This is a genomic window from Microcoleus sp. AT3-D2 (assembly GCF_036705715.1).
Lineage (GTDB): Bacteria > Cyanobacteriota > Cyanobacteriia > Cyanobacteriales > Microcoleaceae > Microcoleus.
This window is the reverse complement of record NZ_JAUBVE010000028.1, coordinates 45,864-71,071: the sequence shown is the minus strand read 5'-3', so window position 1 is coordinate 71,071 and position 25,208 is coordinate 45,864. Positions and strand designations below refer to the sequence as shown.

The window sequence follows — 25,208 nt, the reverse complement described above, 5'->3', positions numbered from 1 at the left end:
CTGTAATTAACTCATAATTTTGCCGGAAATATCATTCTACTATGTATTTGTGTAATTAATTGTGTCTGACTACTTACCCGCAAACGACTTAATACAACCACTCAAGTTTCAATCCCTGATAGGGTTTTAGGTTGTTTTCGGCTCAGCAGCGTATTTTCAAAGGGAAAGGCTGTTGTAGTTTCAATCCCTGATAGGGTTTTAGGTTGTTTTCGGCATTATCGCCTAATCACAATGGAATGGCTAGGAGGTTTCAATCCCTGATAGGGTTTTAGGTTGTTTTCGGCGCGCAGAGCCTCCTTTTTAAGCTGCCAGTGTTCGGTTTCAATCCCTGATAGGGTTTTAGGTTGTTTTCGGCGAAACTGGAGTAACCGCCGCCACTGCCGGGGCTGCGTTTCAATCCCTGATAGGGTTTTAGGTTGTTTTCGGCCCGTTAAATCTGTTACCGAGTATTTTAATGTTATTTGTTTCAATCCCTGATAGGGTTTTAGGTTGTTTTCGGCGTAATAACCTTGCCACCACGAGGAATAATTTTTAGTTTCAATCCCTGATAGGGTTTTAGGTTGTTTTCGGCTTTCTTGGTGTTTCTCTTCCCATGCCATCTCCTGAGTTTCAATCCCTGATAGGGTTTTAGGTTGTTTTCGGCATCTACCCGAATCCGCCTCGAAAACACCCCTAAGTTTCAATCCCTGATAGGGTTTTAGGTTGTTTTCGGCTCAACCCAATGAGTACCTACACCGAATTACCGGTTTCAATCCCTGATAGGGTTTTAGGTTGTTTTCGGCGCCCATTAAGCGGTACAAAACACGCAGAACCGTGTTTCAAATCCCTGATAGGGTTTTAGGTTGTTTTCGGCGCGAGCAATTGACCGCCCATTAATAAACCTAAAATCTAGTTTCAATCCCTGATAGGGTTTTAGGTTGTTTTCGGCTATACAGCTTGTATAATGCAATGTGAACAACATTAAAGTTTCAATCCCTGATAGGGTTTTAGGTTGTTTTCGGCTTAAGTATTTTAGATTGTAGAGAGTAGTATTGTAGGTTTCAATCCCTGATAGGGTTTTAGGTTGTTTTCGGCGCCACCAATTAAACCGAATGATTGAGAGGTTGTGTCTTGTTTCAATCCCTGATAGGGTTTTAGGTTGTTTTCGGCAGATAAATATTTGAGATTGCTTAAAGCTAAGAGGCAGTTTCAATCCCTGATAGGGTTTTAGGTTGTTTTCGGCTTCTGCGGCCTGACTGCACTGAAAGGGAGCATAAGTTTCAATCCCTGATAGGGTTTTAGGTTGTTTTCGGCTTCCAGGAATCTATCATCTAGCTCGGCTACTTGATAAGTTTCAATCCCTGATAGGGTTTTAGGTTGTTTTCGGCTGGAAATGGTATTAACTCTAGAATTACCCTTTTTGTGTTTCAATCCCTGATAGGGTTTTAGGTTGTTTTCGGCTCTTTCCTGCACTGGGTTTTATCAAGTCTGTTGAAGTGTTTCAATCCCTGATAGGGTTTTAGGTTGTTTTCGGCCGCTTTATTGACATATCAACAGCAGCGTGCCAATATAGTTTCAATCCCTGATAGGGTTTTAGGTTGTTTTCGGCTCTCCGAATACTTATCCAAGATTGCTGTTGTATGTTTCAATCCCTGATAGGGTTTTAGGTTGTTTTCGGCTTAATATTTACTCCCTGTTGTCCAATTAAATTATCGTTTCAATCCCTGATAGGGTTTTAGGTTGTTTTCGGCTTATGGTAGAGCGTCGCGGAAACTTCGGAAACATGGGTTTCAATCCCTGATAGGGTTTTAGGTTGTTTTCGGCATTATTGAGAAAAAAGGCTTGCTTTCCTTATTCTCCAGTTTCAATCCCTGATAGGGTTTTAGGTTGTTTTCGGCTGAGTTAGACAAGGTGATTAATAGGCTGTTAATAGTTTCAATCCCTGATAGGGTTTTAGGTTGTTTTCGGCAGGGTTCCATTCGTGTGTATTGAATTCCCATCTGAGTTTCAATCCCTGATAGGGTTTTAGGTTGTTTTCGGCCAAGCAATCCTATAGCTCGCTCAAGGCGTAAGCCACGTTTCAATCCCTGATAGGGTTTTAGGTTGTTTTCGGCGGTGGAACCCGACGGGCAAGCGTAAAATTAGGGGTTTCAATCCCTGATAGGGTTTTAGGTTGTTTTCGGCGAAATATTCGATAGTTTCTACTATTTAATAGTATGTTTCAATCCCTGATAGGGTTTTAGGTTGTTTTCGGCAGGTCTGAGATGTGACGGCAACCACCAGGGAACTTCGTTTCAATCCCTGATAGGGTTTTAGGTTGTTTTCGGCTAAATATTTTTTTCGAGAAAATGGGAGCTGATATGTTTCAATCCCTGATAGGGTTTTAGGTTGTTTTCGGCTCTCGCCAACCTCAAAAGCCTCACCTACAATTCGCACGGTTTCAATCCCTGATAGGGTTTTAGGTTGTTTTCGGCCAAAGGTGGGCTTGTGCCTTTCCCCAATTCGATGTTTCAATCCCTGATAGGGTTTTAGGTTGTTTTCGGCTTGTTAGTACCTGCAAAAAAACAAAAGTCCACAAGAGGTTTCAATCCCTGATAGGGTTTTAGGTTGTTTTCGGCTTACAAGTGCTTGCTTGGGTTAACGGCAATTTGCGTTTCAATCCCTGATAGGGTTTTAGGTTGTTTTCGGCACGGGGACTATATTCTCTAAATCAGCGTGGAGATTATCGTTTCAATCCCTGATAGGGTTTTAGGTTGTTTTCGGCGTTCAAAGAAAACCACGTCCGCACATTCCTCTCTCCGTTTCAATCCCTGATAGGGTTTTAGGTTGTTTTCGGCCTGAATTTGCTGGATTAATTAGTGGGCTTTTGATGAGTTTCAATCCCTGATAGGGTTTTAGGTTGTTTTCGGCCGGGGAGTAAATGCCCAGCAGTCCGCAAAGCTCTCAGGGTTTCAATCCCTGATAGGGTTTTAGGTTGTTTTCGGCGTGCAACTTTTAGGTTTATGAGTTTAGAGGAAAAAGTTTCAATCCCTGATAGGGTTTTAGGTTGTTTTCGGCGTTCCTACCCCAGATCCTTTCGATTTCCCGGCGTGTTTCAATCCCTGATAGGGTTTTAGGTTGTTTTCGGCCTCCCGGCGTGACTCTGGCGCGATAGATCGAAGCGTTTCAATCCCTGATAGGGTTTTAGGTTGTTTTCGGCGTGTTTAAGTATGAGTGTTTATTCCGGGGGTTAAGGTTTCAATCCCTGATAGGGTTTTAGGTTGTTTTCGGCTTGTCTACCTTTGTGTGCAGAGTTTTCAACAATTCGTTTCAATCCCTGATAGGGTTTTAGGTTGTTTTCGGCCAAAATTGATTGCGGTTGAAAGAATGTGAAGTAAGTTTCAATCCCTGATAGGGTTTTAGGTTGTTTTCGGCTGATAGTTTCTACTATTTAATAATATCACATATCGGTTTCAATCCCTGATAGGGTTTTAGGTTGTTTTCGGCCTTGCTGATAATTCAAAGGTGATTATCTATGCCCGTGTTTCAATCCCTGATAGGGTTTTAGGTTGTTTTCGGCGCATCGTAACTTCCATGGAACGGAGCCAGCCCTGGTTTCAATCCCTGATAGGGTTTTAGGTTGTTTTCGGCTTACTCTCGCTTAGTTGGAACGATATCGCTGATAAATGGGTTTCAATCCCTGATAGGGTTTTAGGTTGTTTTCGGCGAATTTACCAAGGGCCAGCACTGCTATCAATCTGGGGTTTCAATCCCTGATAGGGTTTTAGGTTGTTTTCGGCAGATAACGCCGACACCAGAACCCGCGCCGGAAATGTTTCAATCCCTGATAGGGTTTTAGGTTGTTTTCGGCATTACTGGTTGGCTCCGTACGATGGAAGTCACCCGTTTCAATCCCTGATAGGGTTTTAGGTTGTTTTCGGCATGGGGGGTGCTTCAATACTGTGCATATCTCACTATATGTTTCAATCCCTGATAGGGTTTTAGGTTGTTTTCGGCCGTGCTTCTATGGACTTTCATTCTCTTGCAATTGCTGTTTCAATCCCTGATAGGGTTTTAGGTTGTTTTCGGCTGATTCTGCGACTCCAGTTGGTTGTCAGCGTTCCGTTTCAATCCCTGATAGGGTTTTAGGTTGTTTTCGGCGGAAGAAGAAATCGGTTTCTATTAATTAATAATATGTTTCAATCCCTGATAGGGTTTTAGGTTGTTTTCGGCTCGGTGCATCTTGCTCCATTGAGCAGGATGATTCCGCGTTTCAATCCCTGATAGGGTTTTAGGTTGTTTTCGGCTGGGTCTGCGTCGAGGTCGGGGAAAGGTCGCAAATGCGTTTCAATCCCTGATAGGGTTTTAGGTTGTTTTCGGCTTGTTTGCGGGAAAATCCCTTAATCTGCAAGGTTTTAGTTTCAATCCCTGATAGGGTTTTAGGTTGTTTTCGGCCTTTTCTGTGCTGATCTACAACTGTTTGTTTTTGGGTTTCAATCCCTGATAGGGTTTTAGGTTGTTTTCGGCGGGTTTTGGTTGATCGCGCCTTTTGGCTTATTAGATTCTAGTTTCAATCCCTGATAGGGTTTTAGGTTGTTTTCGGCTTAAAATTCAGCGCACCCATCAGTCGGTAAAGGTTTCAATCCCTGATAGGGTTTTAGGTTGTTTTCGGCCATCAGGGTGCAGAACATCATCATGGTCTAGAGTGTTTCAATCCCTGATAGGGTTTTAGGTTGTTTTCGGCTTGTTTGCGGGAAAATCCCTTAATCTGCAAGGTTTTAGTTTCAATCCCTGATAGGGTTTTAGGTTGTTTTCGGCCAGAAGTGCCTCCCGAAGTCACTGCGGTTGTCACGGTTTCAATCCCTGATAGGGTTTTAGGTTGTTTTCGGCTCTTTAGGCGTAAACTTCTTCGTCGTTCTCATAAGTTTCAATCCCTGATAGGGTTTTAGGTTGTTTTCGGCGAGCGTCAGGGTGCAAGATATCATCATGGTCGAGGTTTCAATCCCTGATAGGGTTTTAGGTTGTTTTCGGCATTTGGAGAATATTACCCCGGTGGCTAGCGTAGTCGGTTTCAATCCCTGATAGGGTTTTAGGTTGTTTTCGGCCTTCAGGTGCTTGCTTGGGTCAACGGGAATCTGCGTTTCAATCCCTGATAGGGTTTTAGGTTGTTTTCGGCTTTGGAGAATATTACCCCGGTGGCCAGCGTAGTAGGTTTCAATCCCTGATAGGGTTTTAGGTTGTTTTCGGCCTATCGAGCGATGGAGGCAGCTTTATCCCCATTTAGTTTCAATCCCTGATAGGGTTTTAGGTTGTTTTCGGCTTTCTGAGAAAAGGCGTCTGTCGCTGATTCAGCGAGGTTTCAATCCCTGATAGGGTTTTAGGTTGTTTTCGGCTCGCATTCAGCGCAAGGCAGGCGAAAAACCAATAATCTTCGTTTCAATCCCTGATAGGGTTTTAGGTTGTTTTCGGCTTTTAGCGGCTAAACTTGGCCGCTATTTTCTTGTCGTTTCAATCCCTGATAGGGTTTTAGGTTGTTTTCGGCTTTACATTTGTTTACCACAAAGTTGGAAGGGAATGTTTCAATCCCTGATAGGGTTTTAGGTTGTTTTCGGCGATATAATTTAATTTTAATTGAAAAACTATGGCGTTTCAATCCCTGATAGGGTTTTAGGTTGTTTTCGGCTTACTGGTTTTTCGCCTCCTTGGCGCTAAATGCGAGTTTCAATCCCTGATAGGGTTTTAGGTTGTTTTCGGCGGCTTTTTAGTCGCTACCTTGAAGGTATCCGGAGCGTTTCAATCCCTGATAGGGTTTTAGGTTGTTTTCGGCCTGAGAAAAGGGGTCTGCCTTTGGTTGAGGGAAGTTTCAATCCCTGATAGGGTTTTAGGTTGTTTTCGGCCTGGACCATGATGATATCCTGCACCCTGACGCTCTCTGGTTTCAATCCCTGATAGGGTTTTAGGTTGTTTTCGGCAGGGGTCTGCCTTTGGTTGAGCGAAAACCATGTGCGGTTTCAATCCCTGATAGGGTTTTAGGTTGTTTTCGGCAGGGCCCACCTTTCAGCACCCGGTATGTCCGCCTGAGTTTCAATCCCTGATAGGGTTTTAGGTTGTTTTCGGCCCGATGCCTTTTTTCGACCTCCAAACGCTCCATCGGTTTCAATCCCTGATAGGGTTTTAGGTTGTTTTCGGCAATATCCCTTGCCTTTCTCCTTTCCAATATCCGAAGGGTTTCAATCCCTGATAGGGTTTTAGGTTGTTTTCGGCTGATAAATGGCTACCAATTTGATGATTCAGGCCGGTTTCAATCCCTGATAGGGTTTTAGGTTGTTTTCGGCTAAAATCTCCCGATTGAGACACGACCGCCAGCGGTTTCAATCCCTGATAGGGTTTTAGGTTGTTTTCGGCTTAACGTTTACGATTCTTTCATTGATGTCATTGCTGTTTCAATCCCTGATAGGGTTTTAGGTTGTTTTCGGCTTGTCAGCTCATCGTCATCCCTGGCATAGATAATGTTTCAATCCCTGATAGGGTTTTAGGTTGTTTTCGGCGCAACTACACCACCAACAACCACACCGCCGATGAGGTTTCAATCCCTGATAGGGTTTTAGGTTGTTTTCGGCAACAAATTATCACTTAAAAAAACCTCCCAATAACGTTTCAATCCCTGATAGGGTTTTAGGTTGTTTTCGGCTCGCGCGCTGCCGTTTTCCCTCCATCCAGCGGTCTCCCAATAACGTTTCAATCCCTGATAGGGTTTTAGGTTGTTTTCGGCAGTATCAGGCGAGGAACCGTAATCGGCCCATATATATGTTTCAATCCCTGATAGGGTTTTAGGTTGTTTTCGGCATTGTTGGCGTCGAGCTTCCGCTCCTGGCGTTGATTGAGTTTCAATCCCTGATAGGGTTTTAGGTTGTTTTCGGCTTTTGGTTTGCCCTCTACTTGAGTTAAGAGATAAGAGTTTCAATCCCTGATAGGGTTTTAGGTTGTTTTCGGCTTTCGGCGCGGAAGCGATCGCCCGTCAAGCAAGAGCAGATAGTTTCAATCCCTGATAGGGTTTTAGGTTGTTTTCGGCGAAATCAGCTACTACATATTCGATCGAATTGAGCGTTTCAATCCCTGATAGGGTTTTAGGTTGTTTTCGGCAGAACTGATGGAGGCGCTGAAACACTGCCCTCCGTTTCAATCCCTGATAGGGTTTTAGGTTGTTTTCGGCCTGACAATTATTCTGATGGGTTTTGGTAGCGGATTTTAGTTTCAATCCCTGATAGGGTTTTAGGTTGTTTTCGGCGCAAACTGAGAAGCTCTAGCCAGCTCATTTAACGGTTTCAATCCCTGATAGGGTTTTAGGTTGTTTTCGGCGTACTAAAAAATAACTCAGAAACTTCAACGCCAGGTTTCAATCCCTGATAGGGTTTTAGGTTGTTTTCGGCCGCCTGCAAAAAAGCCCAGTGGATCGTCTTTTGTTTCAATCCCTGATAGGGTTTTAGGTTGTTTTCGGCCTGAATACCTCTCAAACATTCTTGTGGTATAGCTTATGTTTCAATCCCTGATAGGGTTTTAGGTTGTTTTCGGCTTTGACAATCGTTTACGAAAATGGGGTGTTTAAGTTTCAATCCCTGATAGGGTTTTAGGTTGTTTTCGGCCTGAGTGACCCCAAATGGTCGGATGAATTGATTAGTTTCAATCCCTGATAGGGTTTTAGGTTGTTTTCGGCTTTGATTGGGCAACAGGGTGTAAATATTAAGCTTGTTTCAATCCCTGATAGGGTTTTAGGTTGTTTTCGGCACAGCCGCTCTTTATTCCTTACCCACTACCAACCCATGTTTCAATCCCTGATAGGGTTTTAGGTTGTTTTCGGCAAGAGATTACCGTGCCAGTGCCGATGCCTATTTCGCTGTTTCAATCCCTGATAGGGTTTTAGGTTGTTTTCGGCCTGATTGAAGTCTTTTGTATTTGTCAGCTTGATAAGTTTCAATCCCTGATAGGGTTTTAGGTTGTTTTCGGCCTAACGAAGCGCCTTCTAGCACAGGTTGCGGGCGTCGTTTCAATCCCTGATAGGGTTTTAGGTTGTTTTCGGCATACCAACACCTGATCCACCTCCAAATGAAGAGGGTTTCAATCCCTGATAGGGTTTTAGGTTGTTTTCGGCGTGACTGCACGCGATTCAAATGAGACAGTCGCAAAACTAGTTTCAATCCCTGATAGGGTTTTAGGTTGTTTTCGGCTTGTAAAAGATTTATTCAATGAAAAAGTTTTTTAAGTTTCAATCCCTGATAGGGTTTTAGGTTGTTTTCGGCATGTGCTTTTTTGGGAGTTATACCGGGTATCACTCGTTTCAATCCCTGATAGGGTTTTAGGTTGTTTTCGGCACGGGGTAGCTTATTCCAGTTCGCACGCGCATTCGTTTCAATCCCTGATAGGGTTTTAGGTTGTTTTCGGCTCAGCGCGAGGCAGGAAAAAACCCAATAATCCTCGTTTCAATCCCTGATAGGGTTTTAGGTTGTTTTCGGCTCAACGGCTACGAATGGAACATTAACAACGGCACGTTTCAATCCCTGATAGGGTTTTAGGTTGTTTTCGGCTTAATTAGTCGATCGCAGTCAACAAATTAGAAGGTTTCAATCCCTGATAGGGTTTTAGGTTGTTTTCGGCTCGGTGTGGCGTAGCTTCGGCTGCTGTTACCACAGTTTCAATCCCTGATAGGGTTTTAGGTTGTTTTCGGCGCATGGTAACTTCCATTGAGCGGAGCCAACCAGTGTTTCAATCCCTGATAGGGTTTTAGGTTGTTTTCGGCGTTTCGCTGGTAGTGACTGTTGGCAGTTGCTTGAGTTTCAATCCCTGATAGGGTTTTAGGTTGTTTTCGGCTTGCAGTGATGAAATACAAGCCGTCGTTGTGTCGAGTTTCAATCCCTGATAGGGTTTTAGGTTGTTTTCGGCAGTTGGGGCTATCATCCACCAAATTGATAAGAGTGTTTCAATCCCTGATAGGGTTTTAGGTTGTTTTCGGCTGGACTATAGTACCGTTACCAGCAATGGAAACGACTAGGTTTCAATCCCTGATAGGGTTTTAGGTTGTTTTCGGCCCGGATTGTCTTTGATAGGCAATTAAATTTTCTGCGTTTCAATCCCTGATAGGGTTTTAGGTTGTTTTCGGCAGCCGGGGTCTGGGAGGCTTGAAATATAAGGTTTTCAAGGTTCAGTTGCGTCTGACTGCAATCAATATACCGTTTCAGCGATCGCCCTGTCAAGGGGGCAAAATTCAAATAGACCTCAAACTCTCTCCCAGTAAAGCTTTCAGCATTTGCGTCTGACCCCATGAGGTACAAACAACTGCTAACCCAGTCCTAGTAAAGCTTTGGGCCATTAAAATTCACCCCCTCCGTTCAACACCTACAGCCAGACGCAAAATCACACCATAAAGATCGTAGTATCGATCGGTGCCCGGCCACCAATCCGCTCGATCTTGCCCTGACAGCAAGCGCACAAATAGTGAAACAGGATGCTGTCTTCTTCCGACTTAATCACCCTACTCAGACGTTGGCGCATCCGGGCATACTCGGTATCCGTCACGTCGCAATGAAACACCGAATACTGCTTCCATTCCCCATAAGACTTGAGAATCTTGTGAATCTTAGTGCGGCGCTTGTCCTCAGATATATCGTAGCAAACCAAAACAAACATAACTTAATTGCCTCCCTATTTCAGAATCAAAGGTGGATACTTATCAACTTCACCCATCAAATACTTAGCCATCAACCGCCCTTGAATTTCAAAAGCTTCTTGATAAGTACACAACTTTCCCATCACAGGATGCTTAAACTTTGACTGCTTCTTTTCTTCGTAAAGTCGCAAAAAATTGTGCAGCGCTTCTTTTGTTAAAGAAACCGCCCCGCTCAACGGTTCTGCAGTAAAATCATTAGGGGAAACTTTCTGCAAATTTATCGCTTTCAACACTACAGCATCAACTACCAAAGGTCGAAATTCTTCCATCAAATCCAGCGCTAAGGAAGGACGCCCATAGCGCTCAAAATGCAAATATCCCAAATACGGATCGAATCCCACAATATTCACTGCACTTTGAACATCGTGCCGCAGCAGAGAATATCCCAAACTTAACAGAGAATTTACCGGGTCAGTAGGCGGACGGCGGCGGCGAACTTCAAAGCTAAATTCCGGCACGCGAATCAGTTGATTGAAGCAGCCAAAATAAGTCGCACTACCCGCCCCCTCCAATCCTCGCAGAGAATTAATACTCGAAGTTTTGTCAATAGACGCGATGACTTGTTTCAATTGTGCGATGGGTTTTTCAAAATCCTGGGGAGAATATTTGCGCTGACACTCTAACACAGTATTGCGGTAATTCTTGAGCTTTCCCCGTACAAATCCCCTAACTAAATGCACGGCTTGTTCCGATTCCCCAGCCGCTTGCCACTGAGCTTTTCGCACAAAAATATTTTTCGTCATTTCCGGTTCCAATCTTCCCAAATAACGTCCGTTTAGTGTCAAAAAACTCAAAGGAATGTGACGTTCCAAAAGTTCCAAAACCACAGCCGGCGAAACTGTAGCGCGTCCCAATGCAACAACCCCATCAATCTTAATTAATGGCACGTCCAACAGATTTTTTTTGTCAGCTTTAACCGTCAGACGTTCATCGACTTTGCCAATAAAAGCATCTTCTTGAGTAATGTAAACTGTTCCCATTGTGAATTCTCCTATTTGCAGATTAACTTGCTTCTTGATAGCGGTTGACTTTGGCGGCAGCTTGGGGCAGACATTGGGGAAAAAGACTGCATCCGGTACACCGAGCGGTGTAAACTGGTAAAGGGATATTGCCCGATCGCCAAAGAGCACCGACTTTTTCAATAGTTGCGATCGCATCCTGTCTCAAACCCTCAGAAATCTCCACTAATTGCCGCTGATGCGACTGCGCGTAATACACATATCCAGTCGCAATAGTTTTCCCCGTCATCTCCTCTAAACAAAGCGCTTGAGCGCAAACTTGCAACTCGTCATTATCCCATTCCCCCTTTCGGCCCCGCTTGTATTCGACGGGATAAATTTCACCCTCAGCCGACTCTATCAAATCCGATTTACCAATCAGTCTGTAGCGCTCGGATTTCAGCCAAATCGCCCGCACCTGCCAAGTTTCATTGCGGTTAATTTCGCCCATTGTGTGAACGCGATCGTGCAAAGTTGTCCCTTCAATGGTATACTGATTATCGGTGAACTCTCCCGCACAAGACATTCGCCAACAGCGGTGAGGACAGTAAGAATACTGGTTGATAGTTGCGATCGAAATATAATCAGAATTGTTCATAATTTTGATAGTTTGTAGGAGATTAGTAATTGAAATTAGCAACAGGCAAGATGCCTGTTCCACAAGAGTTTAGTGTTATTGTGGGGAGTAGGGGTTGGGCCGGAAAGCCCGCCCTGGAAATCCGGCATCTTGCCCGCCCTCAAAATCCGTTTAACTCTTATTAACAACAATCCGCCGAGTCATTCCCATCCCCATCGGAGTTTTCCTCCCCACCCCGCAGTAAACAGCAAAATCAGCCAAAGCATTAATTTGCTTAATCACTAAAGGCTCCACATCTCCCAAAATCCGATAACTAACCTCCCCAACCATGCCGACAAAATCGCTTTGATAGTTAGTCAATTTTTCACTGCGTATATTGACAAATGTCGAAAAAAGTGCATCGAAGGAAAGATCGGGAATTGCGATCGGGCTGTACTTATTCCAGCGACTGAGGAGACTATTAAAAACGCAGTCTCTAGTAGGAATCACGGAATCAAATTTCCCCTGTCGAAAAGTTGTAGGAGTCGCAAAGCTGAAGGCAATTAAACGATTGGTTTCAGAAGCGCGATCGTACAATTGAGAGTAATCGCAAGCATTAGCCCAAGGCTGATCTAGTTGGGGCGTGCCGAGAATCTTAGTAATCATCAAATCGGCGGGGCCGAGATGCCACGGCTTCGAGGGATTGAGATTCAGCCAAAGATTAGTTAACTTGCCGAATAAAGTGTCATCCAGCAGAGTAATTCGCCACCAACACAGCGTGTGTTCTGGAATTAGTTCTGTGTGTTCCCATTCGAGATAATGGTGTTTTTTGAAAGGGCATTTTTTAGTTTGCAAAGGGCTGAGAGTGAAGGATTTTTGGGCTGTGGCATCGTGGAGGCGATCGCCGAGTTGTTTGTCAACGGAGCTCACGAGGGTGAGGAAGAGGGCGTGCAGGTGTCTTCCGGTGAGGTATCCGGGGGGAATTGGGGCCAGGGGAAGGATGTTGAGGACTAGGCTGTGTGGCATATTTGATTAATGGTTAATGCTTAAAATTGGTTTAATTTTTATCGTTCCCAGGTTCTACCTGGGAACGCCTTTCTAGAGGCTCTGCCTCCTATTAATCGGCCCGAAAGCGGTATTCCATACACGCCGGAATTTTGAGTTTGTCAAACTCGTAATATCGCCCTAGCATTTTGACATTTTGGATGAGGCTAACCGGAGGCATATTAACCACATCGTAGCTAATTACTTGATGGGAAAACATCACATCTAAAGGGTTGAGAAGATAGGGAAAAATGAAGTCTGTTTCGGAGGGCGATCGCTTCACTTCCTTCTGTTCTAAAATTTCGACTGCGGCTTTGCTCATCCACTTTCCCAGACGAATCCACTTTGCCAGTTTCAGAGGCTTCTCTGAGATTATGAAAAACTCAAATTTGCTTTCCGGCGCGATTTCTTTTGTTCTTCCAAAACTAGGGATATTTTTCTGAGTTTTCTCCATTTCAACGTGATAGTTGTTATTGGCATATTTCCAAGTGTTGAGAGTAGAGGAGTGAGAAATAGTACGCCCCGGAGTAACATAAATCCCCTGTTGGTTGAGCGCCGTTAAATGCGGCTCGTATTTAGGAACTTGTTCGGGACAGAAATAGCGATAGGAATGTTCTTCAGAAACGGTGGTGGAATAGATTTCGCTATCCACCAAACCGAGAGCGTAACAAAGCGCGTAATTGTGAATTACTGGCTCAGTTTCGTAAAGTCTTCCTATCTCGCGAGTTGCAAAATAAAGGCTATCGTGCAACTCGATTTGACAGCGGTAAATAAAAGCCATGGTTGTTACTCCGTAGGTGCAACTGCTTTTTTACCTTTCTTGCCTTTTTCAGAAGTTTTTAAGATATGTTTCTGAGCATAAGCTGTTGATTCAGTATTAGCTTGACTCAGCATTTCTTGTAGTTTAGTTTCATCGCTGGAAATCGATTTAACCTCTGCCAAAAGGCTATTGAAAGCTTCGCCGAGAAAATCACGGTGCGAGATGCACTCTCCATCCATCAGTTCAGAAATTGCTCGATTCGCATCAGTCAAAACATCATCTTCATTGAGAGGATCTGGGGGATTAATTTTGCCAGCAGCACTCATCAAATCGTAGATTTTTTGCGTCCACCGCAGATTGCTAACAATCTCGCCATCAGCAAAAATCACTCCGATCAATTCATTGCGAACTCGACCAGTGCGAGTAGTTTGCGCCCCGTAGTGCCGCGTTCGGAGAATGTTGTTAAAAACGTAGATAAAACCTGTTTCTGTCGGGTCTTTCAACGTTACAATGCTGGGAAAAAAGACTTGAGGCAAAATGTGGTCTTGACTGTTAATGCGACTGGTAACTTCCCCCTGACGGCTCATTGTTCCACTTTCAAACGGTGCATTGAGGGTGAAATTGAGGTGAGAATCGTCGAAGGGAGTGATGGAATAAGCAGTATCTACAACAACCTTGGATTTCTCAGAACCCGAATCGCCGATCGCAAAACCGTACAAAATACAATCAGGAGTAGTTTTGCTAAAATCGACGTTGTAGTCGCACTTTTCCCAGTCGCCAATTTTGTAATTTCGCAGCAACTCCCGTCCTGTTAAACGTTCGGGTGTAGACTGTTTCCGCTTAAACATTGCTAAACGGCTAATTATGTGGTTATTTTTATTTTCAATCCCAGCAGTTACTCTGGCTTTATTCAATTCGCCGTCAGTCTGAAATAGCGGATAAGATTCGGTGACTCGAATGGTGATGAAATGAGCATATTTTCCCATCGGTTTTGCGGGAATTTCATCGTGAAAAAATTTAGAATCGAGGGTTTTCAGGAATTTCATGGTTTGGTTTCTCCAGTACAAGGTAATTGAAAAAAGGTGGACAATTTAGGCTAATTATGTTTCTGTTTCGGGGAGTTCATCAGGTTCATCCTGCTTCTTTTCCTTGCGTTCCTTATCATCTTCTAAGCGATAAAGATAATCGCAAGTATCCCGAATTAAATTGAGTTGAGTGCCTGCTAAACGAGCGCGATCGCCCTTCAAACTCTTATCAAAAATTTCCTCCACAAAATACTTAGCAAAATCGTAAATTGCTTGCCGTTCTTCTTCAGAATTCAAAGCAGGTTTCCACTTCCCATCAACAAAGGCAAGTGTCGGTTTTCCCTCCGCCGTCCGCCGTCGCACGTTATTCATGAGCTTTGATAAACGTCCGCCCACAATATCCGTTAAAGATTCGGTATTGTTGGCTAAAGCTTTGTCAAATTTCAGAATAACGTCAGCAGCTTCGTCAATAGGTTTCAGCACGGCATTAGCTTTCGCATATTGACTTTTTGCCCGATAAAAGCGGCGGTATAGTTCGGTCAATTCTCGCATTTGATTCACGGTGTTTCCCTTTGGTTCAAAGTAGTAGTAAAAATTTAGGTACAGGCGGATTTTGGCAATGGGTACGGACTCGATTTTGTCTTGTTTCCGCAGCCATTTATTCAGGTAGTGAAAGACATAAAGAGGACTGGTTTCTAAATCGCGTGCTAAATCTGACAATTTCCCCCAGTCAGGATTGCCATCTTTTTTGCGGTTGACTTCTAAGTGAATGCAGTAAGCGGCACTTAGAGCATTTAGCGGTGAAAATTTACGTTTGTCTGATGTGCGAGGTAGAATACCATCTAAGCGATAGTTGTCTTCCTTAATCAGAGAACGAATTGCTTGATGTTCGCCATCAATGACAACTGTTTTTTCAAAATCTGCACCGCTAATAAAGGGCGGTACTGGCGACTCGGATGCAACTGTTTTGACATCAAGAATTAGCGGTAAAGCAAAAGCTAACCAAGTCGGCATTACCCAAGATTCGGTATCTGTGGCATCTTTTCCCGGTGGCAATGCTAGGAAGAAAAAAGTCAGCGGTTGATTGTCGGGATAGCTGATCTTGAAAGTGCGATCGTCTTCTGCTGGCAAATTCTCCTGAATCAATAATGAATCAACCTGTTGATAATTGTCAAGCGTAAAATTGGCAATTTGTTTGTCAGTAATTAAGTGCTTGCGAATATCAGCATCAAATCTCGTCCTAGCAATCCAACTGTAAGCTTTCTGAAGAAACTTGTTGGTTTCTGGAGTAAAGAAATAAGCGGGATAAAGATAGAGATAGCGATATTTGCGCCCTTCAAAGTCTCCTCCTGTGGCATTGGTTTGATTCATCAAGATTTGTCTCAACATGATTTCGATAGACCAAATTGAGCAAATTTGACGCTTGGCAGCTTGCGCGTTAAACAAAATTTGGCGGTTGCTGTAAACTTGGGGAGTAAATAAAGTCGCCGCCTCCATTTGTTCTGTCACAGTGTAAGCCGAACTAGACATCGCACAAACATTTTCGCGTCCTCTCCCTGTGATTTTTGCTGCACTGTACCGCGCCAATTCTAGTAAAAAAGGATCGGTTTCTGGTTTTACAACTGCCCCCGTCGGCAAGGACACAATGCGGCTGACATAAGTCCGCAAATCCTTCCAGCCGTCGGGAATTTCAAAGTTTTCGGCGATGGGTTTGATGAGAGTGACTGCACATTCAACCATATCGGTTAAGACGGCACGCACTTCAGTTTCATCTCGTCCTTTATTTCGCTGAAAATACTGTGCAGCTAAGTAATACCAATCCAGAGGAACGCCGCCTGTTTTTTTGAGAGATTGGATTGCTTTTAAAGCGGGTATTTGGTCGGCTAAACCTAAATGTTCGGCAAGTTTTTCAGTCAAGTCTAATTCGGGCGGGCTTTTCCGTTTAGCTTTGGGCACTTCTTTCTGAGAATCACTCAAGCGTTCCTGCCATTTATTCCAAATGCCCCGACACAGGATATCGCCAAATTCTGCTAGCCTATCAATTCGATAGTCTTCGGGAAATTCAAGATTTAATTCACCGGGTAAATCCCCATCTTTTTGGAAACTTACCAAGCTGTCGCTGCGCTTTTTTGCCGAGGATGCTTTGGTGCTGGTAATGAGTTTGCAAGCTGCTTCGATGCTAACTCCCATGAGTTCGATTATATCAAAAAACAGCCAGTAAAATTCACCAAATTTAAAGCCTTTTCCGTCTCGGCTAAATCCGGTTGTTTTGAGCTTCAATCTCTCTGCACAAAGGTTCTTGATTTTGGCGATAACTTGGTTAGGAATTTCAGCAGTTTCGATGGCCGGTGCATCGGTTTTAGCTAGATAAACAGCACCATCTGGCAAGTACAGCAGCGGCGTATAGAACTCGCTGGGATGAGCATCCATCAGAGCATTGTTAATGATATTTGTCAATACTCCACGATTGTCTGAAAGCGAGTGATAGCTAAATTTAAGTTGTCCGTTGCTAAGAGAATTCAAAACTTCAGATAAACCGTTAGCTTCTGAATCGCTGGGATGTTTAATAACTGAGGCGAATAAGTCTGAGAGTCTGACTAAATTGGCTATAGTTTCTCTGATTCTACCATCGAGTTTAGGCTGCAATCCGCGAATTTCAAGACCGCGATCGCTATCATATTTGACTCCGGCATTGTTGCTCATCCACACAATATCATCAATGTGCGATCGCCAATTTTCGCCTAATAAATTATCTAATCCGAGTTGTTGAATTTTTAGATCCACATAATCGCGTCCGAAATTGGGGGCTTCGTCTTTATGAGGTGGGTCTTTTCGCCACTCTCGGTTGGCAAATTTCCCCTCTGAATCGTTGGTTTTCAGCCATTCACAATAATCGGGAAATTTGTCGAAGTCGTGCAGGATGTACGATGCTATGAACAAAGCTATTTCTGTTTCACCGCAATTGCGTTTAACAGGATTGGTTTCAGGTGTCTCTGTCTTGAGTTTCTTGAGAATTCGGTAAGTTGGGAATAAGCCGTTAAGCAGGTGAGAAGTAAAGGATTGATCGTGTTTGCTGCGCTCTACATTCTTTTTTTGACGACGCATCTCTTCAGTAAATTGACCGCCTTTGGCTGTGGCTCCAACTAGCTGCTGCATCAAGTTTGGCAATACATTTTCGGCGAAAGATGCTAAAAGGCGATCGCCCTGATTTCCTTCTGCTTCTCGAATGGCTTCTTTAAACAGCCGAACTGTCAAAAGTTCGTATTTCGCTGGCGTTTCACTGTCATCATCATCTGGAGAATGCAGCCATTTATAAAGTTCATCTTCCTTCATGATTCTGTTGCCTCTGGTTCAGTGGGTTGATATTCCTGAATCGTACCCTGTCGAATAATCCACAATTTCCCAAAAACTTCTGCTTGCTCTAATCCGAGGATTAACGTTTCTATTGCTTCTCTCCACTCGGTAAAATTGGCACGAGATGTTAGCCGAATTACCACAATCCCCGCATACTCTGATGGATTAAACCGCATCCGATTGCCAAATCCGCGATCGGCAGTGACTAAACATCTTTCCTCTTGACGGCAAACATTAATAAGTTCGACATCGGGTGCTGAAGTCAAACCTTGGTTTGGTACTGTTTCTACGTCATGCCCTGCCAAACGTAAAAAGGTAACAACGCGAAGATCGACATTTTCATCTAGCTTTAACTTCACGTAGTTGCTTCCTCCTTTTTTCCTAATGGAATGTCGGTATAATAATCTCGCGTTACTTCGGCACCGTAAGCAATACAAGCGAATACATCTTCTCTTTCTATGCTTGGATATGCTTCTAGGATTTCCTCAACAGTCATGCCTCCAGCTAGGTAGTCAAGGATTAGGGAAACCCAAATGCGGTGGCCGCGAATGCAGGGTTTTCCAAAACAGATATTTGGATCGATCGAGATTCGGGACAGTAAATTATCTCTAGTCATTGGTCTTCCTCCAGGTTTCGCGCAATTCATTTAAACAAATCCATTGGTCATTCTTCTTAACCTCGATGTACTCCCAGCCATTAGCTGAACCGCGATTTATTTTTGTTGCCAAGGGACTCGGTTTATCAAAATCTTGTCCGTCGTAAAAAATGGTTCCTTTCATGGAGATTTCCAGACTGTTGATATAGTCACGACCTAACTTTTTTGCAACATCCCGCTTCAGTTTGACTCGCACAGGCATTCCTCGCTTGGTGATACCCGCGTCAAGTAGCTGAGTCAGCTTGACATGGGAGTTGTCCGCTTTTTCTTCAGGAGTCTGACTGGCAAGTGCCAAATCGAGAGTTAACTGAGTCGGTGGTGTCTCCGGTTTACTGGACTGCTGGGGAACGGGTACTCCGGGCTGTGACGGATTGATATTCAGGCGTTTGGGGAGCCAGTCGAGAAACGAAGTCCTTAGCAGTTCTGGCATCTGAGAGATATCGCTGTCGTTGAGATGAATATCCATAAGAAGTCTGTTGAGGTTGTTCCCATCGTGGCATCCTCTCCTCTGTAAAGTCAAGTAGTTACTGTAGCCAATTTGGTAAGACGTTACTGTAGCCATATTGTTAATCGCCAGGAACAACATCGTGTATTATTGAGCAAGGAGTAAAGGGTGCAGTTCAGTGCTGCATTAGTAGAAATACTTAAATACCTATCAGGGATTGAAACACTGTCGCCTTCTTGGTATCGGGCAAAACCCTTTCTCCTCAAGCTTTTCAGCAAATCCAACCTTCATCCTGCTGCGGTTTCCAGTGCCAAATCAGCGTCTCCAGCAACAGCGCCGATCGCCCAAATGCTATGGTGTAATTTGCTTTACCATGAAATCCATCGCTCAAACCATAGGCTTGGAAATGCAGGGGCAATCCGCATTTGGCACGTAAAGTAGCCCGATCGCGATCGGAGACAAAACACACCAACCCTCGACTAGATAATTTGTCGCTAATCTCATTAGTTCCTCCTGTGACTTCCAAATTTTTGAGAATTTGGACTTTGCCGGATTTAGCAATCTCGGTGATGTCATCTCGCAAGCAATAAAACTTCCAATCTTCTCGCAATTCCCGATACCCCGTCAATTTCAAATAACACAAAGCTTTCTCAAAACGACTGACTGCTAACCCGGCTTTCTTAGCTTGCTCTATAAATTTCTCTTTGGCTATCAACTCAAAATGAAAGTTACTGAGTAAACTGGGAAGATTGTAAGTTTTAAACCGTTCTTTCTCAGGCTCATCTGGATTAGTCATGTCATAAATTCCGCAATCTAACTGGCTGATTCCCCGAAAACTTCGAGCCTCCTCAATAATTTTCTTTTTCTCCTTTTCCATACAGCGGAAAAGCTGCCCTCGCATCTGTTTAATCGTAACTCCCAAAGCTTGCTCAATATCTGCTGCAAACTTATCGGCTGCTTCGGGATACTTGGTTTTCATCTGATAATTTTTTTCTAACTCAAGATGCACGCAAGCTGACTGAATTCCGCCCCACCGTTTGGGATATTGCTTAAACTCATTGACATAGCCGTAATGAGCGCGGATTGCGTCTGACAAACTAATGCGATCGCGCGTTTCGCCATCTTGCAGCGGATGGTTTTCAGCCTCAAACAGCCTCTCTACAATAAAGTTGGGTAGCAAAGCATAAGCTTGATAAATGTCAAAGCCTGGATGTCTCCCCAACCTGCCGAAACGCTGAATAAAATTCCCCGCATCCGCTGCTTCAAATACTAAAAAATTAATCCGAAAGTCAACTCCCACATCAATTGTCGATGTTCCCAAAAGTAAGTCCGCGTCTTCAACAGATTTAGACTTCTCTGTCTCACCAGTCAATCCAGTATTTTCTCGGACTTTCAATCCCAGGGGTTCAAAAATATCCTTGAATTTGGGGACTAAGGTTTTTACAGAGGCGATCGAGTTCAGGATAATTGCACCTTTACTCCCAGGATTATCTTGAAAAAATTTCAAAATCGTTGTTTCGGCATTTTCGACAATCCAGTTATAACTAGAGCGCAGGTTTGGCTCTAACTTTTGCGGAAAACTCAAGTTAATCGGATAACTAATCTGCCGCCAGTTGTCGCCGGCTGCAAAGCGATAACCTCCCTGCTTGACTGGATCGATGATGCGATGCTTTAATCCAGCTTTGGATAAAAAATCCTCCAACAACTTGTTTGGCGTAGCAGAGAGGAATAAAAACTTTTTGCCTGGAACCGTGTGTTTAATTAGCAAGATGGAATTGATGACGCTGGCAATTTGGGGAGATGAGAAGATGTGAAATTCGTCAAAAATAAAGAGTTCGTAGCTGTCGTCAATTTTGGCAAATAGGCGATCGGCATTGTCTCCTTGGCCTTTTTGGTTTCGCCGCAAGTAGCGGAAATCGTGGATGTAGTGGAAGATGTCGGGATTTGTCAGTAAAATTTCTGAGTTGTCCGCGCGATCGCACAATCCTGCTAATTTTGAAGAAAGTTTATTTGTCGCAATAAAATCCTCAAGAATCGCCGCATTCAAACGATAAATTTGCGGGTCGTTTTCCGGTTTAAACAGTGCTTTGTAGCCTCTTACCTGTTTTTCCTGATCGCGCGCCAGTTCGTTTGTCGGGTACATTGCTAAAGTGTACGTGCGATTGGTCACGGCTGCCAGAAAAGCTGCTAAACTTTTACCGTCCCCTGTCATTGCTGTATTGAAGACAACATCAATGGTTGGGTCTTTCAGTGCTTCGTAGGTTTCGACTTGATGCTGCGAGAGCCCGTCCCAGCCCGGAGGTAAGGTAATGCCTGATGGAAGCGTCTGGGCGGGACGTGAGTACACGGGTTTCAGCATGATAGTGTAGGCTGTCATGGTTATCTGCCTGTTGATCGAGGTAATCTGTATTTAGACTAAACCTACAATGACACAATTTTTGGTTAAGTGCAAGTATATTTAAAAAATGTCGCGAAAAAAAGAAGCACTCACCCTTTCAGTTCCGCCGGAAACCAAGGAACAGCTAGAGGCGATCGCCCTTCGCCTCGGTATCAAATGGGGCAAAAGTCCCAGCGTATCGGGGTTATTGGTCGCGATCGCCCAGCACAAGTTAGAAGTTGGTGAACCTTTCACCCTCAACTCCACCGAAGTCGCAGCCTTACAACAAGCTGCTAAACTCCTTGTTGATTCAGGCCATCTTCGAGACGCAGAAGTCCTGGCAGCATTAATGTTAGATCGGGGCAACCTTGATGCTCCCCTGCGTCAATCAATTCTGCAACTGGTTAGTCAACCCAGCGAGGGATGGCGTCCCCGCGTGGATCAGCTCAAGAAGGCTCAACAGCCATTTCACCTCCTCTACCGCAATAACCAAGGAGAGGACTTAGAGTACACCGTGCGATACGCCGAGGTGTCTTTTGAAGAAAAACGCTTTTACCTCAACATCTGGTGCGAAGAGACTGATGACATCAAAAATCCCGACTTTGCCGAACTCATCCACAACCGCTGTCTGCGCTTCGACAACATCAAAGCGATCGTCCCTATAAGTGGACACTGGCGGTGCGAAGGCTTAGATTATCTATTAGTGTACTTACACTTTCGGGGCGGACTGATCAAAGCCTATGAACACAGAGTGGACAAGGATATTCAGGATGAAGTCTTAGGAGAGGGGAAAACCAAGGTGCGACAAGTTGTGCGGCGCGTTTCCAATCCCTTTTGGCTGATTCGGGAGGTATTCCGTTACGGCGAAGATTGCGTCATTGTGTCTCCAGACAGCGTGCGCGATCGCTTCCAACAAAAACTGATCGCCCTCTGCCGCCAGTACAACATCGAAATCCGCGATTAAATCAAAAAAAAGCAGCCGATAAAGGCTGCTTTGACAAATAAACCGTTGTTGAGTTAGAGGAGAAAACTTTAAATCGAATTCAAATTACTGCTGTTTCAACTCCTGCCTGAGTTTCCACTATTTTCATCTACCGCTGACTCACCTTGCCTTCAGAACAAAACTTCAAATCCCGATTAGAATGCTGCGGAAAGTTCGTTGACTACTTGGACTCGGCCTCTGAGCACCGCCCGCAACAAGCGGTTGACACAGCCTCTGTCTTCATCATTCAGAGAGTCGTCGAAGGTGGCGGCCATCAAACCGTAGCGATCCGCCAGAGTCAAAACGCCTGTATCGGTTACAGAAGCGAGGATTTCAGAGATAGCGCCGGGGAGGAGTTGTACGGGGTGCATGGCAGTGCGGTTGAATTCGATATATTTATCATCTTCTGGTTTCCTCTAAATATCGGTGATATTAATGAGGCCGCGAAGGTGATTGTCAGGGGTGAAAGCAAGTGATCCGAGTAGAGCCAAGTTGTGACTTGGGTCACAGGGCGATCGCCCGACAGCTTAAAACCCACCTCTGGCAGATGCGCCCATACCAGCAGAATTTATACATTGGGTATGATTTCTAAATGAGTTCCACCCTTACCCCCGTACTAAAAATGCTTGATTTTCTTAATCCCATCTTGGGTCGCAAGCCCGATCGCATCAAAGCCAATGTGGAAATCTATACTTGGCAAACCTGTCCCTACTGCATCCGCGCCAAAACTTTGCTGTGGTGGAAAGGCGTAAATTTCACGGAATACAAAATTGATGGCGACGAAGCCGCTAGAAAAGCAATGGCCGAACGCGCTAACGGACGCCGCAGCGTGCCCCAAATTTTCATTAATAACCAACACGTAGGCGGATGCGATGACATTCACAAACTTGATGCAGAAGGACAGTTAGATTCGCTGCTAGCTCAACCAGCAGTTTAAATTAGTGTAGGTTGGGTTTGGTTCCACCTGCTCAACCTACAAATTTACAAATCTTTGGCAAATTTACCTAAATTATCTTGCCGCCATTTAGCATCCGATCGCCTGTCTGTTTGTAATTCTAAGACCCGAATCCCGCTATTTGGTAGCAAATTTAATTTTTCTTTGAACTGTTCCCAATCGTCAATAACCTCGTGTTGCACCCCATAAGTTGCACACAACTGAGCAAAATTTATCTGCTGCGGCGTGGCAAAAAACTCTTCAAAAGGCGGGTCAAATTTGGCAACGGGCAACATTTCAAAAATTCCGCCGCCGTTGTTATTAATTAATATGATTGTCAAATGACCCACAAATTTATTTTTAATTAAAAAGCCGTTTGTATCGTGCAAAAGTGCTAAATCGCCTGTTAGCATGATGCTGCTTTGATTGCGGTGAGCAACTCCCAAAGCAGTTGATAATGTGCCGTCTATACCGTTAGCGCCACGATTGAAAAACGGTTTTATTTCTAAGTTGTTCGGCTTCCAGAAAAACTCTACATCTCTGACGGGCATACTGTTGGCAATAAATATCGGTGTTCCCGGTGGCAAAATTTGGGAAAGCAGCCAGGAAACTTTGGGTTCGATTATGTTGTTAATTGCTGATATTTTTTGGTCTATTGTTTGTCTGACTTGGATTTCGGTGTTGCGCCAAAGTTGGAGGTATTCGTTTGAGGGAGAGGTTTGAACCCCCCCTAACCCGCCCTTGCTAAGGGGGGGGATTTGAGTTGATTCGTCCTTGTTAAGGGGGGGGATTTGAGGGGGGGTATTAGTGGTAGCAGGGGCTCGCTCCCCCCCTAACCCCCCCTTAATAAGGGGGGGGACAAGAGTTAATATAGTTGCGAGATTAGTTGCGAGATTTTCAGGGGAGGTTCGCAGGTGAATGGTTTTGCCGTGTAGCGGATCGAAGTTGTGGTGGCTGGGGTCGATTATGTAGCGTTTTGGTTGGGTTTTGTCTAGCCAGTTTCGCAATTCTTTGCTTGTGGGAAAGTCTCCGATTTGAATGGCGATTTCTGGAGTTAATTTATCTGCTAGTTCGCGGTCTCGCAGGATTAAATCGTAGGTGGAAATTAGATGGGGGTTTAGTTGGGCGTAGTTTCTGACTGGGGATAATCCTTCTGCTAAAACTGGCCAGTTTAATAATTGGGAAATTTGGGCGATCGCACTACAGTATTTTTCGGCAAATTGAGGCTGGGAAACGCCTGCAATAATTATCCCTTTGCTGCACTTTTGCCATTGTTGCATTGTACTTTCTTCTCCCCTCCTTAACAAGGGGGTGGTAGAGCTTTCTCCGGCAAAAATTGGTTCTAATCCTGCAAAGAAATGTTCGGGATTGAATTGTGTTTCTAAAGCTTCTACAGCTATGTCTGGAACGGGTACAAGTGGGTCGCGAAAGGGGATGTTGAGGTGAACGGGGCCGGGAGTTGGAAATTGCGATCGCTCCCAAGCATACACGATAGTCTGCCGCAGATAGTCTAGCATTCCTCTGGACGCAGAAGGTATCGCTAATTCGGCTTGCCAGTTCGGATAATTGCTGTATATTTTAACTTGGTCGATCGCTTGTCCGGCGTGACAGTCCCGCAGTTCGGGAGGTCGATCTGCGGTGAATATTAGCAGCGGGATTCGACTTTCTCTGGCTTCTATTATCGCAGGATAAAAGTTGGCGGCTGCGGTTCCCGACGTACAAATTAGTGCGGTTGGTAAACCGGATTTTTGGGCGATTCCTAATGCAAAAAAACTGGCAGAACGTTCGTCGAGTATGGGAATAGTTTCTATTTTTTTATTTTGAGCAAAAGCTATTGTCAAGGGTGCAGATCGCGAACCGGGACAAATCACGGCTGTAGTTAATCCCAACCGCTGCAAAGTTTCTGCTAATACGGAAGCCCAGACGGTATTTGTGTTGCGAAAATCTATTGGCATTGCTAAACCTGAGTAGCTCAACTCTGTATTGTGCTAGGATATTATACTCAAATAATTGTCAGGATACATTTTTATGATTCTTGAGGCGGTTGTGCTTAATGTCAAATCTGGCTGTGAGGGTGATTTTGAGATAGCTTTTAGAGAAGCCTCCAGTCTGATATCGTCTATAGATGGATATTTATCTCACGAACTTCATCGCTGTACAGAAGTTCAAGGAAAATATCTATTATTGGTTAGATGGGAAAATTTAGAAGCTCATACCATTAGATTTAGGAATTCCGACCAATATCAAGAGTGGAAAAGAATGCTTCACCATTTTTACGATCCTTTTCCCATAGTAGAACATTTTGAGGAGGTTAAAATTAATTAACATGACTTACGCAATCCAACCAAAGAAACCGGGTTTTTACGGAATATTCGGGCTATAACGCGTCTTTTCGTAAA

16 protein-coding genes and 1 CRISPR repeat array are annotated in these 25,208 nt (G+C 44.3%); of the genes, 3 read left to right on the top strand and 13 right to left on the bottom strand.

Annotated elements, in window-relative coordinates; all coding sequences use genetic code 11:
* Window positions 1-105 precede the first annotated feature (105 nt).
* Window positions 106-9,113: direct repeats of the CRISPR family, unit length 37 nt; unit sequence GTTTCAATCCCTGATAGGGTTTTAGGTTGTTTTCGGC.
* 253 nt (window positions 9,114-9,366) lie between these two features.
* From cas2 to cas3, 11 genes are all read right to left on the bottom strand, one after another.
* Entirely contained in the window at window positions 9,367-9,639 is a 273-nt protein-coding gene (cas2, locus tag QUB44_RS14530) for a CRISPR-associated endonuclease Cas2 (RefSeq protein ID WP_333165245.1), read from the bottom strand.
* A gap of 15 nt (window positions 9,640-9,654) precedes the next feature.
* Complete coding sequence (gene cas1d, locus QUB44_RS14525; RefSeq protein WP_333368511.1) at window positions 9,655-10,659, bottom strand: type I-D CRISPR-associated endonuclease Cas1d; 1,005 nt, start codon at window positions 10,657-10,659, stop codon at window positions 9,655-9,657.
* Between the two features lie 22 nt (window positions 10,660-10,681).
* Window positions 10,682-11,275 (bottom strand): CRISPR-associated protein Cas4, encoded by a 594-nt coding sequence (cas4, locus tag QUB44_RS14520; RefSeq protein ID WP_333368508.1) that lies wholly within the window; start codon window positions 11,273-11,275, stop codon window positions 10,682-10,684.
* 150 nt (window positions 11,276-11,425) lie between these two features.
* Window positions 11,426-12,259, bottom strand: coding sequence for a CRISPR-associated endoribonuclease Cas6 (cas6, locus tag QUB44_RS14515; protein WP_333368505.1), 834 nt, complete (start codon window positions 12,257-12,259; stop codon window positions 11,426-11,428).
* Window positions 12,260-12,350: 91 nt separating this feature from the next.
* Entirely contained in the window at window positions 12,351-13,058 is a 708-nt protein-coding gene (gene cas5d / locus QUB44_RS14510) for a type I-D CRISPR-associated protein Cas5/Csc1 (RefSeq protein WP_333368502.1), read from the bottom strand.
* Window positions 13,059-13,063: 5 nt separating this feature from the next.
* The gene (cas7d, locus tag QUB44_RS14505; RefSeq protein WP_333368498.1) at window positions 13,064-14,083 is read right to left on the bottom strand and encodes a type I-D CRISPR-associated protein Cas7/Csc2; all 1,020 of its coding nucleotides are present in this window, start codon (window positions 14,081-14,083) and stop codon (window positions 13,064-13,066) included.
* Window positions 14,084-14,137: 54 nt separating this feature from the next.
* Window positions 14,138-17,395: a type I-D CRISPR-associated protein Cas10d/Csc3 gene (cas10d, locus tag QUB44_RS14500; RefSeq protein ID WP_333368495.1), complete on the bottom strand. Its 3,258-nt coding sequence runs from the start codon at window positions 17,393-17,395 to the stop codon at window positions 14,138-14,140.
* Window positions 17,392-17,775 carry a DUF5615 family PIN-like protein gene (locus QUB44_RS14495; RefSeq protein WP_333368491.1) on the bottom strand — a complete coding sequence of 128 codons (384 nt, stop codon included), beginning with the start codon at window positions 17,773-17,775 and terminating at the stop codon, window positions 17,392-17,394. Before QUB44_RS14495 ends, cas10d begins: the two co-directional genes overlap by 4 nt.
* Entirely contained in the window at window positions 17,772-18,032 is a 261-nt protein-coding gene (locus tag QUB44_RS14490) for a DUF433 domain-containing protein (protein ID WP_333368488.1), read from the bottom strand. Before QUB44_RS14490 ends, QUB44_RS14495 begins: the two co-directional genes overlap by 4 nt.
* Entirely contained in the window at window positions 18,025-18,633 is a 609-nt protein-coding gene (locus QUB44_RS14485) for a hypothetical protein (protein ID WP_333368485.1), read from the bottom strand. The genes QUB44_RS14490 and QUB44_RS14485 overlap by 8 nt, the downstream gene beginning before the upstream one ends.
* A gap of 154 nt (window positions 18,634-18,787) precedes the next feature.
* Window positions 18,788-20,893, bottom strand: coding sequence for a type I-D CRISPR-associated helicase Cas3' (gene cas3 / locus QUB44_RS14480; protein WP_333368482.1), 2,106 nt, complete (start codon window positions 20,891-20,893; stop codon window positions 18,788-18,790).
* Between the two features lie 88 nt (window positions 20,894-20,981).
* Here cas3 and QUB44_RS14475 point away from each other — a divergent pair, with 88 nt between their 5' ends.
* Entirely contained in the window at window positions 20,982-21,857 is an 876-nt protein-coding gene (locus QUB44_RS14475) for a WYL domain-containing protein (RefSeq protein WP_333368478.1), read from the top strand.
* A 173-nt stretch (window positions 21,858-22,030) separates the two neighbouring features.
* Here QUB44_RS14475 and QUB44_RS14470 read toward each other — a convergent pair whose 3' ends face one another.
* On the bottom strand, window positions 22,031-22,246 hold the full coding sequence (locus QUB44_RS14470; protein WP_172188518.1) for a hypothetical protein: 216 nt from the start codon (window positions 22,244-22,246) through the stop codon (window positions 22,031-22,033).
* Window positions 22,247-22,497: 251 nt separating this feature from the next.
* Between QUB44_RS14470 and grxC the strand changes: the two genes are divergently transcribed.
* Window positions 22,498-22,812 (top strand): glutaredoxin 3, encoded by a 315-nt coding sequence (gene grxC, locus QUB44_RS14465; protein ID WP_333165275.1) that lies wholly within the window; start codon window positions 22,498-22,500, stop codon window positions 22,810-22,812.
* A gap of 44 nt (window positions 22,813-22,856) precedes the next feature.
* Here the strand turns inward: grxC and menD are convergent, their stop codons facing one another.
* Window positions 22,857-24,764 (bottom strand): 2-succinyl-5-enolpyruvyl-6-hydroxy-3-cyclohexene-1-carboxylic-acid synthase, encoded by a 1,908-nt coding sequence (menD, locus tag QUB44_RS14460; RefSeq protein WP_333368475.1) that lies wholly within the window; start codon window positions 24,762-24,764, stop codon window positions 22,857-22,859.
* Window positions 24,765-24,837: 73 nt separating this feature from the next.
* On the opposite strand from menD, the gene QUB44_RS14455 reads away from it, so the two are divergent.
* Window positions 24,838-25,134: an antibiotic biosynthesis monooxygenase gene (locus QUB44_RS14455; protein WP_333165277.1), complete on the top strand. Its 297-nt coding sequence runs from the start codon at window positions 24,838-24,840 to the stop codon at window positions 25,132-25,134.
* Window positions 25,135-25,208: the final 74 nt, after the last annotated feature.